Origin of the sequence: Shewanella xiamenensis (assembly GCF_014647135.1) — a bacterium.
In the GTDB taxonomy this organism is placed as follows: Bacteria; Pseudomonadota; Gammaproteobacteria; order Enterobacterales; family Shewanellaceae; genus Shewanella; species Shewanella xiamenensis.
In genome coordinates, this window is sequence record NZ_BMOP01000009.1 from 158,354 (window position 1) to 174,956 (window position 16,603).

General features: G+C 45.2%; 16 protein-coding genes and 1 rRNA gene. 14 read left to right on the forward strand and 3 right to left on the reverse strand.

What is annotated here, in order from left to right; translation table 11 throughout:
• Nucleotides 1–97: 97 nt before the first annotated feature.
• Nucleotides 98–331: a sulfurtransferase TusA family protein gene (locus tag IEY09_RS10490; RefSeq protein WP_037419895.1), complete on the forward strand. Its 234-nt coding sequence runs from the start codon at nucleotides 98–100 to the stop codon at nucleotides 329–331.
• Nucleotides 332–529: 198 nt separating this feature from the next.
• Nucleotides 530–1,630, forward strand: a complete 1,101-nt coding sequence (locus IEY09_RS10495; RefSeq protein WP_037419898.1) for an AI-2E family transporter — start codon at nucleotides 530–532, stop codon at nucleotides 1,628–1,630.
• A 113-nt stretch (nucleotides 1,631–1,743) separates the two neighbouring features.
• Here IEY09_RS10495 and IEY09_RS10500 read toward each other — a convergent pair whose 3' ends face one another.
• Nucleotides 1,744–2,661, reverse strand: coding sequence for a LysR family transcriptional regulator ArgP (locus tag IEY09_RS10500; protein WP_086904489.1), 918 nt, complete (start codon nucleotides 2,659–2,661; stop codon nucleotides 1,744–1,746).
• A 112-nt stretch (nucleotides 2,662–2,773) separates the two neighbouring features.
• Between IEY09_RS10500 and IEY09_RS10505 the strand changes: the two genes are divergently transcribed.
• From IEY09_RS10505 to IEY09_RS10550, 10 genes are all read left to right on the forward strand, one after another.
• Nucleotides 2,774–3,394, forward strand: a complete 621-nt coding sequence (locus IEY09_RS10505; protein ID WP_023266289.1) for a LysE/ArgO family amino acid transporter — start codon at nucleotides 2,774–2,776, stop codon at nucleotides 3,392–3,394.
• A 245-nt stretch (nucleotides 3,395–3,639) separates the two neighbouring features.
• Nucleotides 3,640–4,113 carry a DUF2919 domain-containing protein gene (locus IEY09_RS10510; protein WP_037426787.1) on the forward strand — a complete coding sequence of 158 codons (474 nt, stop codon included), beginning with the start codon at nucleotides 3,640–3,642 and terminating at the stop codon, nucleotides 4,111–4,113.
• Nucleotides 4,114–4,332: 219 nt separating this feature from the next.
• Nucleotides 4,333–5,538 (forward strand): HD-GYP domain-containing protein, encoded by a 1,206-nt coding sequence (locus tag IEY09_RS10515; protein WP_055646941.1) that lies wholly within the window; start codon nucleotides 4,333–4,335, stop codon nucleotides 5,536–5,538.
• A gap of 68 nt (nucleotides 5,539–5,606) precedes the next feature.
• Nucleotides 5,607–6,458: an NAD(P)-binding domain-containing protein gene (locus IEY09_RS10520; RefSeq protein ID WP_188870975.1), complete on the forward strand. Its 852-nt coding sequence runs from the start codon at nucleotides 5,607–5,609 to the stop codon at nucleotides 6,456–6,458.
• 139 nt (nucleotides 6,459–6,597) lie between these two features.
• Nucleotides 6,598–7,221, forward strand: coding sequence for a thiol:disulfide interchange protein DsbA/DsbL (locus IEY09_RS10525; RefSeq protein ID WP_055646939.1), 624 nt, complete (start codon nucleotides 6,598–6,600; stop codon nucleotides 7,219–7,221).
• A 430-nt stretch (nucleotides 7,222–7,651) separates the two neighbouring features.
• Entirely contained in the window at nucleotides 7,652–7,918 is a 267-nt protein-coding gene (locus IEY09_RS10530; protein ID WP_011622295.1) for a DUF4212 domain-containing protein, read from the forward strand.
• A gap of 11 nt (nucleotides 7,919–7,929) precedes the next feature.
• A complete protein-coding gene (locus IEY09_RS10535; protein WP_037426792.1) occupies nucleotides 7,930–9,666 on the forward strand; it encodes a sodium:solute symporter family protein in 1,737 nt (578 codons plus the stop codon).
• 150 nt (nucleotides 9,667–9,816) lie between these two features.
• The gene (locus tag IEY09_RS10540) at nucleotides 9,817–11,679 is read left to right on the forward strand and encodes a DUF294 nucleotidyltransferase-like domain-containing protein (RefSeq protein WP_188870977.1); all 1,863 of its coding nucleotides are present in this window, start codon (nucleotides 9,817–9,819) and stop codon (nucleotides 11,677–11,679) included.
• The gene (locus IEY09_RS10545) at nucleotides 11,679–12,356 is read left to right on the forward strand and encodes an exonuclease domain-containing protein (protein ID WP_047533629.1); all 678 of its coding nucleotides are present in this window, start codon (nucleotides 11,679–11,681) and stop codon (nucleotides 12,354–12,356) included. The genes IEY09_RS10540 and IEY09_RS10545 overlap by 1 nt, the downstream gene beginning before the upstream one ends.
• A gap of 211 nt (nucleotides 12,357–12,567) precedes the next feature.
• Nucleotides 12,568–13,167 carry a lecithin retinol acyltransferase family protein gene (locus IEY09_RS10550; RefSeq protein WP_188870979.1) on the forward strand — a complete coding sequence of 200 codons (600 nt, stop codon included), beginning with the start codon at nucleotides 12,568–12,570 and terminating at the stop codon, nucleotides 13,165–13,167.
• A gap of 34 nt (nucleotides 13,168–13,201) precedes the next feature.
• On the opposite strand, the gene IEY09_RS10555 is transcribed toward IEY09_RS10550, so the two are convergent.
• A complete protein-coding gene (locus IEY09_RS10555; RefSeq protein WP_037419932.1) occupies nucleotides 13,202–14,266 on the reverse strand; it encodes a ketoacyl-ACP synthase III in 1,065 nt (354 codons plus the stop codon).
• A 92-nt stretch (nucleotides 14,267–14,358) separates the two neighbouring features.
• On the reverse strand, nucleotides 14,359–15,030 hold the full coding sequence (locus tag IEY09_RS10560) for a GntR family transcriptional regulator (RefSeq protein ID WP_037419935.1): 672 nt from the start codon (nucleotides 15,028–15,030) through the stop codon (nucleotides 14,359–14,361).
• A gap of 316 nt (nucleotides 15,031–15,346) precedes the next feature.
• Between IEY09_RS10560 and gmhB the strand changes: the two genes are divergently transcribed.
• Together gmhB and IEY09_RS10570 are read left to right on the forward strand one after the other, a co-directional pair.
• Nucleotides 15,347–15,898, forward strand: a complete 552-nt coding sequence (gene gmhB / locus IEY09_RS10565) for a D-glycero-beta-D-manno-heptose 1,7-bisphosphate 7-phosphatase (protein ID WP_037419937.1) — start codon at nucleotides 15,347–15,349, stop codon at nucleotides 15,896–15,898.
• Between the two features lie 580 nt (nucleotides 15,899–16,478).
• Nucleotides 16,479–16,603: ribosomal RNA gene (locus tag IEY09_RS10570) — 16S ribosomal RNA — on the forward strand; the annotation flags it as partial.

Genomic DNA, 16,603 nt, shown 5'->3' on the forward strand with positions numbered 1-16,603 from the left:
CTTTTAAGTGTCTCAACTAAGGCTTAGGTAGCCCTTAGCTTGTAGTTTGAATTGCAACTTAGGATAATAGCCCAAGTTCGTTCATAGCAAGTTCATTATGATTTTTATTGATTTAACATCATTGCGCTGCCCCGTTCCCTTGGTTAAGGTCAAACTTGCGTTGAAGTCTGTGTCTGCTGGTGACAGCTTACATATCCTACTCTCAGACCCAGGTTCCCGCCGAGATGTTCCCACTTTTTTAAAAAAACAGGGGCATCAGGTCGTGACGTTACACGATGATGCGAGCCAGTTAGGCCTATTAATTACAAAAGTTGATTTATCGCAGGGATAATCATACACAAAGCATGATTCAATGCCGCAGTCAAAATGGCGAGTTAGCTAGCTGACTGCAACTTAACCTAGGCTTGTCAGTCATAGTTAGCAGTTAACTGATTTTCAAGCATATACACAGTTAATCTACTGCGATAAGGTTAACTCATAAGTCACTTTCCTGCCTGTTGGGAAAGCCAACCCCCATTGGAATGAATGCATGTTTAGTTTTTTTTCTCGTTGGTATCAAGAGCGATTTAGTGATCCACAGGCCGTCACCTTATTGGCCATTCTAGTGGGTTTAGCGTTAGTACTTTATTTTGCTGGTGGTTTGTTAGCCCCGCTACTTGTTGCTCTGGTGTTGGCTTTTTTACTCGAATGGCCCGTGGCGCAAATGCTGAAATTGGGGATTAATCGCACGACGGGGGCTTCCTTAGTGCTAGTGCTGTTTTTAGGGATAGTGGTGTTGCTGACCTTTGGGCTAATCCCCAGCGTGTGGCGTCAAGGGGTAAGTCTGATGACGGATTTACCGAATATGATAGATAAAGGGCTACTGACCTTGCAGGGGTTAGCGACCCAGTATCCTAAATTTATAAGTACTGAACAGCTCGATTTAATGGTCTCCGAGTTGAAGAAATTACTTGATACACAACATGTGCTCGACATTGCGAAACAGCTGATTGGTTACTCTGCGTCATTATTGGTGCTGATGGTGTACGCTATTTTAGTGCCATTGTTGGTGTTCTTTTTTCTTAAGGATAAAGATCAACTGATCCGCGGTAGTAAGCGTTTTTTCCCCACCAATCGCCAGTTGGCTCGAAAAGTGTGGTTTGAAATGCACCAACAGATCTTTAACTATATTCGCGGCAAAGTGATTGAGATTGTGATTGTCGGGGTGGCGAGCTACATCTTCTTTGCCTTTATGGGGCTGAGATACTCGGCCTTACTGGGGGTGTTGACCGGGTTGTCGGTGTTGATTCCCTATGTGGGCGCGACCTTAGTGACTCTACCCATTATGCTGGTGGCCTTTTTCCAGTGGGGTTTTAGCTCTGAGTTTGGTTATTTAATGCTAGGTTACGGCATTATTCAGGCCTTGGATGGTAACGTACTTGTACCTATCCTGTTTTCCGATGCGGTGGATTTGCATCCGGTGATCATTATTGCTGCTGTATTAGTTTTCGGTGGTTTATGGGGCGTTTGGGGTGTGTTCTTTGCCATTCCATTAGCTTCCTTAGTGAAAGCGGTGATCAATGCTTGGCCTAAAACCGAGATTGAACCTGTGGCGATAGCGCAGGTGAAGGCGGATTCGGCAGAAGCCTAAGCCGCTGGCAATAGATTAAAAACTAATAGATAAAAACTGGGCACGAGTGCTCAGTTTTTTTATACGCTAATGATTTGTACTAACAATTGTTTTACTCACTCTTGCTGCATTCATTATTGCTGTAATAGATGCTGTGCGGTGGCGGCAAGCGCCCGATAAACCAAAGTGGTTTGTTTCGCTTTGATATTCCAATGCTGCCAATAGAGGGGCACCCGAATGCGTTTTTCTGGGGTGAGCTCAATTAATATGCCTTTGTCTATCAAGGGTTTTGCCTGTAAGTGACCCACTAAACCGTAACCCAGACTTAAGTTAATCGCCTCTAAAAAACTCTCCGATGAGGGAATGCTGTGTTGCCACCATTGACCTGGCAACATTTGAAAATACTGGGCGAGATACTTTTCATGCATTTTATCTTTGGTCGAAAACACCACAGCCGGGGCTTTCGCAAGCTGCGCTTGGGTTATTTGAGCGCCGACATTATCGCTATTTTTTGCCCATTCGAAATAACGCGCCGCAAATGCTGGGGTGGCGACGCACATATATTCCATGGTTCCTAAAAACTCGCTGCTACAACCGGCCATGGGGTTGACTGTCGTGGTCACGCAACCGACGGCCTCACCGTTTTTCAGTAGGTGATGGGTGTAGGACTCATCATCGACAATCAATTCGAGCAGCCAAGCATGTCGGCTGAACATATCGGCCAATGCGGGCAAAAACCATGTCGCTAAACTGTCGGCATTGACTGCAATTCGCACCGTCGTTGGATGATTTGGGTCATCGGCATCTAACTCGGCTCTCAATTCACTCTCGAGTAGTTGCACCTGTGAATAGTGGCGCAATAAACGCTTCCCTGTTGGGGTCGCCACCACAGGTGTTGAGCGGATAAGTAAGGATTGGCCGACTCGTTCTTCTAATTGCCTAACGCGTTGTGACACTGCTGATTGGGTAATGTGCAGCACTTTTGCGGCGCGCTCGAAGCCGCCTTCGGAGACGACGACCGCAAGCGCTTTAAGATTGGCGTATTCCAACATGATTGCCGTCCTTAAGGTTATTAATTTTACTTATGATACATAAAAAACATTAGTTATATTAATTTTGTTGTTTTGTCTATGCTAGCGCCTTCTTCAGACATGAGAGGTAGTTATGCAAACGGCGTTTATACAAGGTATGGGCATTGGTGGTAGTTTGATCATTGCCGTAGGGGCGCAAAATGCATTTGTGCTAAAGCAGGGGATTAAGCGAGCTTATCCTTTGCCGATTGCGCTGCTTTGTTCAATCATCGATGCCTTAATGATCACTGCGGGGGTTGCTGGGCTTGGGCATATTATTGAAGCCTTTCCGACTATCAAACATGTGGCTAGTTTTGGTGGTGCCGCCTTTTTGATTTGGTATGGTGCGAATGCACTTAAAGCCTCGTTTGTCGCTAAAGGGATGGAGATGGATAATGCGCAAAATGCCGACACTTTGCGTAAGGCCATGCTGACCACACTTGGGATCAGCCTGCTTAATCCACACCTTTATTTAGATACAGTGGTGCTGCTGGGGAGCATTAGTACTCAGTTCGAAGATGCCCATCGTCCTTGGTTTGGTGCGGGCGCGGTACTGGCTTCGTTTATTTGGTTCTTTAGCTTAAGTTTTGGTGCGCGTTTATTGGCGCCGATATTTAGTCGTCCAGCGGCGTGGCGATACTTAGATCGCTTTATTTGGTTGACTATGTGGAGCATCGCCGCGGCAATTATTTGGCCATATATGACGGTAAATTAATGTGCCTTTTTGAAATTTTATGGCTGGTTGTCATGTTCAGGTCGATGGGGCTAATCCTTCGACCTTATTCTTATTAAGTTCAAATGGTTAAATCTACATATCGCGGGGAGTATGGGGTAGCGCACACGGCGGAAATGTTGACCTAACCGTTGAGTGTGCTTGATTTGTTTATCCCTCCCATTGAAATTACGCCAATAGGCACCATTTAATATTTATTGCTTAAGTTTTTACTTAATGGATTGCCGTTGAATTTTAGTCACATCACTTGGCTTGATGATAAAGGCCATATTAAACCGCCGATTTTTTTATATGTGATTTTGGCATTCCTCGCGCGAGGCTGGTGTATTTTTATCGCCTCCTTGACTCAAGCCAGTGATAGAGCTGAATTGGTAAGGCTCTTTTATCCTGAAAAATCAGACTTTTTACTTGCACTTGCGGCAGGTCTTGGTGCTGTAGTGCTTTATTTTGTCGTACTCGCGGAGCGGCGCCGCTCGCCCTCATGGATTCGGCCGTTGTTTGTCCATCTCAAATGGGGACTGTGGTTATTGTTATTAGTTGATGCGGTTTTACTGTCTCAGCGGTTAATTCACGGACAGTTTTTATTCCATTGGAGTTTGGCACTCGATGCCTTGGTGTTGTTTTGGTCCTGTCTTTATGTCTATCAGTCAAAACGACTGCGTTATTACCTCACGGATTGGCCGAAGGAAATAAAAACTTAAATAACATAGTAGTCTACATCTCTTTGTTATTACTGTTTTTTATGTCTTATTCGATGAAGTTAGCATAATTTATGTGTTCTATCCCTCAGTTTGATAAGCATTTTTTCACCAACAGCTTACTGATTTTGCTGAATCATCTATAGTTATATGTACTTAGCTTAAATGTACGCGCCAAGAAGTCATATTGCATTCTTGCGTGCATGAAAGGAGTCATATTGCGTGGCAAAAGCAGCTCATAAAAAATTACTACTCTCAGAACTTCAGCCCGGTATGCGGGTTAAGTTGCCTTTGTCGTGGACAAATCACCCATTCTTATTTAACCGAGTTGATATCAATAGTGCGGCTCAGATTGAGATGATCCGGGGGCTTGGTGTTCCCTATGTTTACCTCATTTCTGGCAGTAATGATGAGATTGATACTGCTGAAGAAGAGGAAGACATTGAAGATATTGAAGCCGCGCCACCAGAGCGAGATTTAAAAGCAGATACCCGTAAATCGATGCGTTTAAGTCAAAAACGTTTTTTAGAGAGTGTTAATCAGTGCCGGAATATGTATGGCAAGATAGTGAGCGATCCTGAAGGAGCATATCGCCTGTCTGCAGCGTTAGTTGAAGATTTACTCAGTCATTTACAAGAGGTGGAAAAACCCTTCTTGACCTTAGTTGGGATGGACGAAAAGGATGTGAGTGTGACCCAGCATGGTGTATCAGTGGCGGTGCTCGCCATGATGATAGGTCATGCACTGGATTTACCAGCGAGGGATTTGCGCGATATTGCCCTTGGCAGTTTATTCCATGATATTGGTAAGCTAAAAGTGCCCGATGTGATCCGTCGAAAGCGTGGTGCTCTGACTCCCCATGAAGCCAATTACTTACAGATGCATCCTAATTTTGGCTATGACATGCTTAATCGTTCAGGGCTGTTCCCCAAAGAAGTATTAAATATCGTGTTACATCACCATGAGTTTGTTGATGGTTCGGGTTTCCCTGATGGGCTCACAGGTCATAAAATTCCCATCGTGACTCAAATCGTTAGTCTAGCAAATGATTACGATCAGCAACTGAGTGGTCAGCAAGCTTCTTCTCCTCAAGTTGCCCTCGGTTACTTATTTAAAAATAGAGCCAGTAAACATTCGGAATCGTTGATTTCTGTCTTAGTCAAGATATTAGGTATTTATCCACCAGGGACCTTAGTTAAGCTATCGGATGATAGCGTTGCAAAAGTCATTATGACCACGAAAGAAGTGAGTCAGCCTCAGGTGTGGGCCTGTAAAGAAGATGGTAGTGAAGCCTCGTTACGCTTTTTAAGTGATGAGGGCGTGACAGTGCAAAAGTCTTTGCGAGTTGAAGATTTAACTGAGGGCGCAAGGCGAACATTGCAGGTCGATAAGGGGATTAGTTTTTATTTTAGTTCCTTACAAGCTTGAATCCCTTTACCAGAGTTCCGTATGCTATTGGCCAAAATATATTATTAGCAGTAAGTAGGTCAGAGATAATGGAACACACTGTGGTGGAGAAAAAGAGTGTTGCGGTTGTAGGCTGTGGGTGGTTCGGTTTTGCGCTCGCAAAACAACTTGTTCAAGCCGGTTATCGCGTGACTGGGGCTAAGCGCCAGTGTGAGGATCTTCCGGCGTTAACACACGCGGGTATTGAGGCATTCCAACTACAACTTGGTGATGAGGCTGATATTGTTCCCGATGCACAGCTGTTGCAAGACTTATTTCAGACAGACTTTCTTGTTGTTAATATTCCTCCTCGTCTAAAGCATGGTAATACAGCTTATCTTAACGAACTGAAACAACTCATCGACTTAACCCAAGGCTGGCAATATCAAGGCATAGTGTTTATTAGCACCACGGGCGTTTATCCCTCTCTTGATAAATCCATGACCGAAGCCGATGCCCAGGCCGAGTCACCTTCAGCGCAGGTGTTACTGGATGCTGAAGCTTTATTTGCTCACCAATCTAATACTTGCGTGGTGCGTTTTGCTGGACTCGTTGGACCAAAGCGTCATCCGGGGCGTTTTTTTGCAGGCAAAACCGATGTGGCTGGTGGTAATGTTGCAGTCAATCTCGTGCATTTACAGGATTGCGTCGCGGCAGTGAGTTTAATTATTGACACTAAGCTAAAGGGAGAGAAGATCGCCTCTATCTATAATCTATGCGCGCCAGAGCATCCATCGAGAAGCGAATTTTACGGTGCTGCGGCTCTGTCACTGGGATTGGCTGAACCGCAATTTAATACCCAGCTGCAACCCAGCAAAGTGATTCTGGGGGATAAAATCGTCCGCGATCTGGGATTTATGTATCAGTTTACCTCCCCAATTACGATGCTAGCGGCCTGTTAGCGGCGGATTTACCACCTATTGTTAACAAATGTTTAAGAACAATAGCCATATTTTGAGGTATCTTAATGGCCTGTGCCTGTTGCAAACGACTTACGATTCAATGATGCGTGTTAATCATTCACTAATAAGAAGAGAATATATGAAAACCCTAACTAATCTTGTTCGACCTTTGGCTGCTTTGGCCTGTGGATTGGTCTTAAGCGCCAGTTTTGCGCTGCAAGCGGCCAGTTTTGAAGAAGGGAAGGATTATGTCACTGTCGCAGGTATGAGCGAGGCGCAAAAGCCTGTGCTGCGAGAGTTTTTTTCCTATAACTGCCCACATTGCTACAAACAGGAACCCTTTGTGGCTTCCACGGTAAAACTCTTGGGCAAGGATGTAGCCTTTGAGCGTACGCCTGTGGGGGCGGGGCGTCCTGCTTGGGAACTGAGCCAATTGGCTTATTATATCGCGCAAAAGCTCAATATGACCAAGCAAGTCCATGAGGCGATTTTTAAACAAATTCATGACAAGGGTGAGCAATTTACCCGCCCTGAGCAAGTGAAAGCCTTTTTTGTGGCTCAAGGTGCTAAAGCTGATGATGTGGATGCGGCGATGAATTCTGTTGACGCTAAATTTTCACTGATGAGTTACGATTCGCAAGCGGAATTGGCCGGGATTAAAGGTGTGCCATCATTATTGGTAAATGGCCGTTATTTAGTCACGTCTCAGGTTCATACTCCTGAAGAACTGGCTGAGTTAGTGAAGTACTTAGCCGCTAAATAATAACGTTGATACTGGCGTCTATGCTGGCGCCAATTTACCAGTTTCCCATAACCCAGCCATGCTGGGTTATTTTTTGCCTGTCTGCTGACAAATCTAAGTGGTATAGGTTGAGATGATAGCTCTCGTATTACACTCGAAGTAATACGATATTTTGTTTATATGACAGGCTATTACTACTTTCTAGTTGTTCCACTTATCACGCTAATTTGTCTCTTTCTAGTCTTAGGTTCTTCGACATTGGTCTAAGTTGCTCAAAAAACGACTTTTGCAACAAAATGTAAAATCATTGTTAAGTTTATGGTTTTAAATGATATTTTATTTTTTGCTATGTGAGGTATTTCGCAAATTAGACTAAGGTCTTGATTGTGGTCACTCCAGCTGTTGCTAGATTTAACGAGACTTAAAAATAAAACAGCACAGGGGAGTCGCTATGGCGTTTGAAAATAATGATAAAGCAAAAGGTTACTGGAACGAGAATTTACGTCTGGTTTTGGGCCTATTAGCTATTTGGGCCGCAGTTTCGTTTGGATGCGGCATTCTATTGGTTGATGTACTCAATGAAATCCATTTTATGGGATTCAAATTAGGTTTCTGGTTTGCTCAACAGGGATCGATGTATGTCTTTGTTGCGCTTATTTTTGTCTACGCGGCAAAAGCCAACGCCTTAGATAAAAAATATAACGTACAAGAAGACTAAGGAGCACAGAGATGGGTGTACAAGGATTAACTTATCTGATTGTAGGGCTGTCGTTTGCCCTCTATATTGGGATTGCAATTTGGTCCCGTGCAGGTTCAACTAAAGAGTTTTATGTAGCGGGTGGTGGTGTTCATCCTGTTGTAAACGGCATGGCAACCGCCGCCGACTGGATGTCTGCGGCATCTTTCATTTCGTTGGCGGGTATTGTTTCTTTCGTCGGTTATGACGGCAGTGTGTACTTGATGGGGTGGACCGGCGGTTACGTTTTATTAGCCCTGTGTATGGCACCATACTTACGTAAATTTGGTAAGTTTACCGTGCCTGATTTCGTGGGTGAGCGTTATTACTCCCAAGCGGCGCGCACGGTAGCAGTTATTTGCGCCATCTTCATCTGCTTTACTTACATTGCTGGCCAAATGCGCGGAGTGGGCGTGGTATTCTCGCGCTTCCTTGAGGTAGAGGTAGATACCGGCGTATATATTGGTATGGCCGTGGTGTTTTTCTATGCGGTACTCGGTGGTATGAAAGGGATTACCTATACTCAGGTTGCCCAATATTGCGTACTGATCTTCGCCTTTATGGTGCCTGCAATCTTCCTGTCTGTGATGATGACGGGTCATATCATTCCTCAAATTGGTTTTGGTGCTGAGTTACTCGATGCTGCGGGGAATAATTCTGGCGTTTATCTGTTAGAGAAACTGAATAATCTCTCTGTGGATTTAGGCTTGGCCCCTTACACCGATGGTTCTAAGAGCATGATCGACGTGTTCTGTATTACTGGTGCTTTGATGGTCGGTACAGCGGGTTTACCCCATGTTATTGTGCGTTTCTTCACCGTACCGAAAGTGAAAGATGCACGTATATCAGCGGGTTGGGCATTGGTGTTTATCGCCATCATGTACACCACAGTTCCTGCATTAGCGGCATTCTCTCGCGTCAATATGATCGAAACCATTAACGGCCCAGATCAAAAGGGTGTTGCCTATGAAACTGCGCCTGATTGGATCAAAAACTGGGAAAAAACCGGTCTGATCAAATGGGATGACAAAAATGGTGATGGCAAAATCTACTATGCCAAAGGCAAAATGGAAGATGCTGCTAGCCCTAACGAAATGAAAATCGACAACGACATCATTGTATTAGCAACGCCAGAAATCGCGAATCTGCCAGCTTGGGTGATTGCGCTGGTGGCTGCGGGTGGTCTCGCTGCGGCGCTATCTACCTCTGCGGGTTTGTTGTTGGTTATCTCTACATCAGTGTCACACGATTTAATGAAGAAAAACCTGATGCCAAATATTTCTGACAAGAAAGAGTTAATGTACGCTCGACTTGCAGCTGGTATCGGTATTGTAATTGCGGGTTACTTCGGGGTTAACCCTCCAGGATTCGTGGCGGCGGTGGTGGCATTCGCCTTCGGTTTGGCTGCGTCATCTCTGTTTCCTGCAATCATCATGGGGATCTTCTCTAAGACCATGAATAAAGAAGGTGCTATTTCAGGTATGGTGCTTGGCTTATTCTTCACCGCTGGTTATATCATCTACTTCAAGTTTGTTGATCCGACTGCAAACGTGCCTGCGAACTGGTTCCTTGGTATTTCGCCTGAAGGTATCGGTATGGTGGGTATGCTAGTGAACTTTGTGGTAGCAGCTATTGTCTGCAAACTGACCGCAGCGGCACCAGCTCATGTGCAGGAAATGGTTGAGTCTATCCGTTTCCCTAAAGGGGCGGGTGAGGCCAGCGGCCACTAACTTTCACCTAGATTAAGAGAAAAGGACGCGTTTGCGTCCTTTTGTTTTTGGTGGTGTCAGTGCAGAGTTTGAGCCTGACTTTAGTCGTATATGGCCCAACAATCGAGCGCGTTATAGTGGGATAAAATTCACCTAAAATAAGGTGTTGCTATGAACACCAGCGAATTACAACCCGTTGTGCAGTTTTTAACGTCTACAGCTCCCTTTGATACTTTGCCTGACGAAACCATTCGTCATTGTGCTAAGTCAGTCATCGTCGGGTATTACAGTAAAGCCTCAGGGTTTGTGACCTTTGATGCCGATGCGCCGAAATTGTATTTGGTCCGCAGCGGTGCCTTTGAGGTGCGCGATCCCGAAGGGGTATTAGTGGATAGAGTCGCCGAAGGGGAGTTTTTTGGTTTTTCGACGCTATTGTCAGGGGAAAAGGTAGTCAATCGGGTCGCCATTCTTGAAGACAGTTTGGTATACCACTTACCACAGGCATTATTCGATCAGCTACGAAGTGAGAGTCGGCACTTTGATAAATTTTTTACCCGTGCTTTTGCCAAACGGTTACGCCATGAAGCGCGTTTTAAGGCTAAAGATCTGACGACCACCAGTCGTATTAGTACCTTAATGTCATCTTCACCGATTATGATCGACGCCCACGCAAGTGTAACGCAAGCAGCCCTTTTGATGCGTAACTCGCGGGTATCGTCTTTACTCGTCACCGATAATCGTAAGCTGGTGGGGATTTTAACCGATAAAGATTTACGCAATCGAGTGCTCGCCGCTGGGCTTGATGGCCGAATTGCCGTGCATCAAGCCATGACGACTTCACCGATTTCGATTTCATCGAATGCCTTGATCTTTGAAGCTATGCTATTGATGAGTGAACATAATATTCACCATCTGCCGATTATTGATGAGCAAAATAGCGAGGAAGTGAAAGCCATTGGCATGGTGACTAGTACCGATATTTTACGCGGTCAAGGTTCGCAGCCATTACTCCTCATTGGTGAAATCGAGCGCCAACGTGATCTCGCTAGTCTCATTAGCGTTAGTAAACAAATCCCCTTGTTATTGCAAAATTTAATCAGTGCTGATGCACGGGCTGAGGAGATTGGTCGCGTGCTGACCTCGGTCACCGATGCCTTAACCCGGCGATTGATTGTGTTAAATCAGCAAATTCTCGGTGAGGCACCGATGGCGTTTTGTTGGTTAGCCTTTGGCTCGCAGGGGCGGCAAGACCAAGCCGCCTGTTCGGATCAAGATAACGGCTTGCTGGTGGCCGAGGAAATGGATGATTTTGCAAAGGGCTACTTTGATGCGTTAACCCATGCGGTTTGTGCAGGGCTTGATCAGTGTGGCTATGCCTTTTGCCCTGGTAATATCATGGCGCAAAATCCCAAGTGGCGTATGTCGCTCAAAGAATGGCAGCAGGTTTTTGAAAAGTGGGTTGTCACGCCAGAGCCTAAGGCATTGATGCATGCAAGTATTTTCTTCGATATGCGTTCGGTATTTGGCCCATTATCATTATTTGATGCATTGCAGGATAAGGTGTTGGCACAGACCAAAGACAACGATATTTTTCTCGCGGGTTTGACTGGCAATTCCTTAATCGAGTCTCCGCCCTTAGGATTCTTTCGAAAATTTGTGTTAGAGCGCGATGGCAGTGAGGTAAAAGGCATTGATTTAAAGCATAAGGGGAATGCTTTGATCAATGATATTGCTCGCGTATATGCCCTGTCTGCGGGCATTAAAGAAGTGAATACCGCCAAACGCATTCGGGCACTGATGGACGCTAATATTCTTAATCGTAAGGATGCGCTTAACTTAGCCGATGCCCATGAGTTTATCGCCCATATGCGGTTATCAAACCAAGGTTATCAACATACGCAGGGACTTGAGATTAGTAACTATCTGTTACCCGCACATTTATCTTCTTTAGTTCGGCATCAATTACGGGATGCCTTCAAGGTGGTTCATGACGCCCAGTCGGGCATGAAGATGAAATTTATGCGGAGCTTTTAATGGGCGCTTGGTTGATTAATGCTAAGTTGCAATGGCGAGCACTGCGCTGTCAGCATCAATTATTTAAGGATTATTATCAGTCCTTAATCCCGCTGATGGCGCTGCCCATCAATCGTGCTCCCTTGATGGCGATGGATTTGGAGATGACAGGGTTAGATCCCCTTCAGGATCAAATCTTAAGCATTGGCTTAGTCCCCATTGAAAATGGAGTGATCCCCCTTGGTGAGGCGCAGCAAAAATTAGTGCAAATTAAGGGCAGTGTCGGCCAAAGTGCGACGATTCATGGGATTCTCGACAACCATTTAATCCAAGCGGTGAGCATTGAGGAGGCTATGGCATGGTTTATTGCTCAAACCCGTGGCCGAGTATTAGTTGCCCATCACTCCCCACTGGATTGTCGTTTTTTACAACAAGATATATTGGCTATCTACCATCAAGCCGTTTTACTCCCCGCTATAGATACCTTAGTACTTGAGAAACAGCGGTTATTACGTGAGCATTCGGTACTTAAAGAAGGAAGTCTAAGGCTTGGAGCCTGTCGAGAGCGTTATCACTTACCGATTTACGGTGCCCATAGTGCATTAACCGATGCATTAGCCTGTGCGGAGTTATTATTAGCACAAGTGGCGGCCATGGGGGGAGGTGCAGATATTTCGGTCGGGGATTTACTGACCTAATCACGTTAAGCCACTTCATTCGCAATCTTTTCTGGAACAGAAGGCTTTTCATATTTGATTAATGGCTCATTGACTACACTCACTACGAGTGAGGCATTTGCGATTGCTTAGCTTATACGATGATTGGTTGCTATTGCCAAGTTGTGTTGAGCAAGTGGTGCACGCGAGTATTACTGCGTTGTATAGAGTGTTAAGCGAATAGGAGAAGATCATGCCACTACCGTTACTATGGATTGGCGGTGCAGCGATGGGCGCATTGATGCTCGCCGATGAACGCGAAAAGCGACAACAGCTTGAACGCAACCGACTATTAGGCAGCGTTCCTCGCCAAGTAAGCACAAAGCAGGCGATGATTACTGCGCCGAGCCAATGGCAAAAGGGTTTTAAGCAAGTCACGCCACAACCTGGGAGTATCGTTTGTTGTTATGTGTTTGGGGTGATTGAGCATACTGGGATTTGGTTAGCGGATGATTGCATCGTGGAGTTACATGGCTCAGGGCTTGTTCGAGCCGTATCGGTAAAGCGATTTTTAGCGGGCCGAACAGGTAGCCAAATTTTTATTGCCTGTAATCATCAACATCAACCGCTTATCGCCAATACCATTGTTAATCGAGCCGAGCGGACGATTTATCAGTACCGTGAATATGACCTGTTTGACAATAATTGCCACCGATTTGTGTGGTCATGTCTGTGCGGTGAAGAACGAGCGATTAAAAGCTTTAATGAGTTAAATCAAAAACTCGCAGCTTATTTTGGGCAGGGGATTTACTGGGATGAAATGCATTTTGCATCAGCGCTTACAGATATATAAAGGCCATCCAATGATGGCCTTTATATGCATAAACTTACTTACAGAAATAGTCTACAGCGCGTTTTACCAACTCGATTCCACTTTGATCGCAAGGCGGTAATTGGGCATCACTGATTTGCACTGGCGTGACACGTTCACCCCATTGCAATAGCAATGCAGCAGAGGTTAATCCCGCACCAAAGGCGCAAGAAAGAATGGTTTGGTTCGGTTTAATTAACCCTTTTTCGAGTGCATCACAAATCGCGATTGGAATCGTTGCCGCCGATGTATTGCCATAGTTAGCAATATTCACAAAGGCTTTTTCTTTAGGGATCTTCATGCGGCTAACGAGGGTATCAATAATGCGCTCGTTCGCTTGATGTGGGATCACTAAATCAACTTCATCCTTATCGACGCCGCATTTTTCAAGCACTTGAGTGCTTAGCTTATTCATACCATTAATGGCGCGTTTAAAAATTTCTTGGCCATCAAATTGGATGTAAAAGTCTAATGATTCGGCGGAGAATCGATCCATCGCGGTACCGAAACCCGCTTTGAGGATGTCTCGGCCATCGGGATCATTATTCAGCTCATAGCCTAATACGCCACCAGGGATATCGGTCGCTTCCACGACAACTGCGCCCGCGCCATCACCAAACAATACGGCGGTTTCACGGCGAGACCAATCGAGGTAGAAAGATAAGCGTTCGGCGCCCACAACGAGGACTTTCTTGCATTGACCACTCTTGATCTGTGAGCTAGCTAAACCTAAGCCGTACAAAAAACCACTGCAGGCGGCGTTGATATCAAAGGCTGCGCAGCTTGCACCAATATTGGCCTGCACTGTTGAGGCTATATTGGGGATCAAAGTATCTGGGCTAGCGCTGGCTAAAATGATCATATCAATTTCGCTGCCCTCAATCCCAGCCGCTGCAAGCGCACGCTTGGCGGCAACTGAGGCTAATTCCGAGGTGTTCACATGGCTGATATGACGTTGACTGATCCCTGTGCGTGATTTAATCCATTCATCGGACGTTTCGATAAAAGTGGCAAGATCATCGTTAGTCAAAGTGGCGGGTGGAACACATTTTCCCCAGCCAGTGATTGTGGCGTACTGCATGGTGTTTTCTCTCAAATAAAAAAGGCAGAACCTTTAGTGCTGCCTCAAATCGACAACAAAGCTTATCGGTATAACGAATGACAGTCCGTGATCTATACCACCTGTTTGGCGACCAGATCCCGAATTGTCATTGCGGCATGCAAAATATGATGTCGCAGTAACGCCGTGGCTTTCTCTGTTTCTCTTTGCTTACAATAATTGAGCAGTTCGCGGTGCTCGTGCTCTGCTGCGGGAATGCCTCCTGCGAGCAGTAATTGCAAACGAATATATCTATCGCAGTTGGTATTGAGGCCATGTACGACCTCTAGCGTATGTGGGCGATTGGCGGCTTGGTATAAACAGGTATGAAACTGTGTATTTAGCTCGCTCCAACTGGCGACGGCATCTTCATGTTTAAAGGCTGATTCCAATTGTTCTAATACGCGTTCAGCTCTTATTAAATCTTCTTCTTGAAGTCGTGGAATGGCTTTGGCGAGCAGATCCGTCTCGATCATGGCGCGCAACTCAAACAGCTCGGTCACTTGTTCAACGGATAATTCAGTCGCCGTTGCCCCTTTATGGGGTTCGAATTTTACCAGCCCTTCAGCTTCAAGTTGCAGCAAGGCTTCTCTTACCGGAATGCGGCTAACATTCAATGCTTCGGCTAGTGCGCTTTGTCTGAGTGGTTCTCCTGCGGCTATATCACCCGAAAGTATTTTCTCTCTGAGCACCTCTACAACTAACTGGGTGCGGGTTTTATGGACTATAGGCGTAGTTCGACTCATTATGACCGTCTATTTTTAGGTGTTTTATTGTTATCCGTGCAAGATTACCGTTAAAAACAGCACAAATAAAGGGAAAGCTCGATTGAGCTGCGCATCGACTAGATGGCTAAAACAAATATTCGCGGACGAATTCGCCCTTAAAGATGTGTTAATCGACCATTTATAGCCGTTACTATCGCAAATGAATTGTCAGAATATGAATCAAGCTCAAATTGCCTAGTGGTATCCGTCAACTTCGCGGTGCAATTTCTTGCAATGGATGGAATAATAGTAAAATTACGCATTAAGCGCTGTTTTTTGTGAGTGGAGTAGTACTGTGAGTGCAGTCAATCGAGCTGTTTTTTTGGACCGTGATGGTGTGATCAACAAAGATCATGGTTATGTGCATCAGGTAGATGACTTTGAATATATTGAAGGCGTATTTGAGGCGTGCCTTGCATTAAAGCAAATGGGATACAAATTGGTGGTGGTCACTAATCAGTCGGGAATTGCCCGTGGCATGTATACCGAAGACCAATTCCACAGTCTCACCGAATGGATGGATTGGAACTTTGCCGATAAAGGTGTCGACCTCGATGGTATCTATTATTGCCCGCACCATAACGAAAAAGGGATTGGTGAATATAAAGTTGATTGCGACTGTCGCAAACCCAAACCAGGAATGTTACTCGACGCGGCAAAATTTTTGAAAATCGATTTGTCCCAATCTGTGATGGTAGGAGATAAAGCCGACGATATGCTTGCCGCAAAAGCTGCGGGTGTACCGACACGTATTCTCGTCCGTACTGGTAAAGCCATTGCTGATGATAGCGAGGCGTCTGTGGTGCTCGATAGCATTGCCGATGTACCGGGTTTTTTAAAGAAGTAGCCTATTCTTGCAACTTAAAGCGTGCATCAATCTATTTGAACCGTGAGATTGAACTTGAAGCGCGAGCTTAACAATAAAAAGTGCGGTATTGGCTTTATCGTTTTGCTTAGTGACCGATGCTAACGGCGTTATCAGGCGATAAAGATAGCCAACGTGATGGAAATTACAGCGAATTAGGCGCTAAAACCTAGGTTTGGTTTAAAAAATGCGCATTCACATCGCTTTTTCTAATTATTTTGCCTAAAGGGGTTGCGGTAAAATCTGACATCCCTATAATGCGCATCCACTGGCCCAGCGGGGTCAACGGTGAAAGCCAAAAGCGCTAAATGCTTAAGGTAAATAACCATGCTCTTTAACAATTTATCAAGCAAATCTGTGTGGGCACTCACAGGTGTTGAGTTAATCGAAATTACTCTGCCGTTTGGCGAGTAATCAAAGAATTAAATCAATGAATGAGTGTTCATAGCAATATGTACATACAGTAATGTATGAATTGAAACGCGATGCTTCTTAGTGAGCAAAGCGAATCAAAACAGTAGAATTCATTGAGTCGTTTAACGCGAGTTAAACAAAAAACTTTTAATTGAAGAGTTTGATCATGGCTCAGATTGAACGCTGGCGGCAGGCCTAACACATGCAAGTCGAGCGGCAGCACAAGTAAGTTTACTTATGAGGTGGCGAGCGGCGGACGGGTGAGTAATGCCT

What these genes read in the sequence shown, in the direction of transcription:
- IEY09_RS10490 (WP_037419895.1), top strand. Translation starts at nt 98, where the DNA reads ATGATTTTTATTGATTTAACATCATTGCGCTGCCCCGTTCCCTTGGTT.
- IEY09_RS10495 (WP_037419898.1), top strand. Translation starts at nt 530, where the DNA reads ATGTTTAGTTTTTTTTCTCGTTGGTATCAAGAGCGATTTAGTGATCCA.
- IEY09_RS10500 (WP_086904489.1), bottom strand. Translation starts at nt 2,661, where the DNA reads ATGTTGGAATACGCCAATCTTAAAGCGCTTGCGGTCGTCGTCTCCGAA.
- IEY09_RS10505 (WP_023266289.1), top strand. Translation starts at nt 2,774, where the DNA reads ATGCAAACGGCGTTTATACAAGGTATGGGCATTGGTGGTAGTTTGATC.
- IEY09_RS10520 (WP_188870975.1), top strand. Translation starts at nt 5,607, where the DNA reads ATGGAACACACTGTGGTGGAGAAAAAGAGTGTTGCGGTTGTAGGCTGT.
- IEY09_RS10525 (WP_055646939.1), top strand. Translation starts at nt 6,598, where the DNA reads ATGAAAACCCTAACTAATCTTGTTCGACCTTTGGCTGCTTTGGCCTGT.
- IEY09_RS10530 (WP_011622295.1), top strand. Translation starts at nt 7,652, where the DNA reads ATGGCGTTTGAAAATAATGATAAAGCAAAAGGTTACTGGAACGAGAAT.
- IEY09_RS10535 (WP_037426792.1), top strand. Translation starts at nt 7,930, where the DNA reads ATGGGTGTACAAGGATTAACTTATCTGATTGTAGGGCTGTCGTTTGCC.
- IEY09_RS10540 (WP_188870977.1), top strand. Translation starts at nt 9,817, where the DNA reads ATGAACACCAGCGAATTACAACCCGTTGTGCAGTTTTTAACGTCTACA.
- IEY09_RS10545 (WP_047533629.1), top strand. Translation starts at nt 11,679, where the DNA reads ATGGGCGCTTGGTTGATTAATGCTAAGTTGCAATGGCGAGCACTGCGC.
- IEY09_RS10550 (WP_188870979.1), top strand. Translation starts at nt 12,568, where the DNA reads ATGCCACTACCGTTACTATGGATTGGCGGTGCAGCGATGGGCGCATTG.
- IEY09_RS10555 (WP_037419932.1), bottom strand. Translation starts at nt 14,266, where the DNA reads ATGCAGTACGCCACAATCACTGGCTGGGGAAAATGTGTTCCACCCGCC.
- IEY09_RS10560 (WP_037419935.1), bottom strand. Translation starts at nt 15,030, where the DNA reads ATGAGTCGAACTACGCCTATAGTCCATAAAACCCGCACCCAGTTAGTT.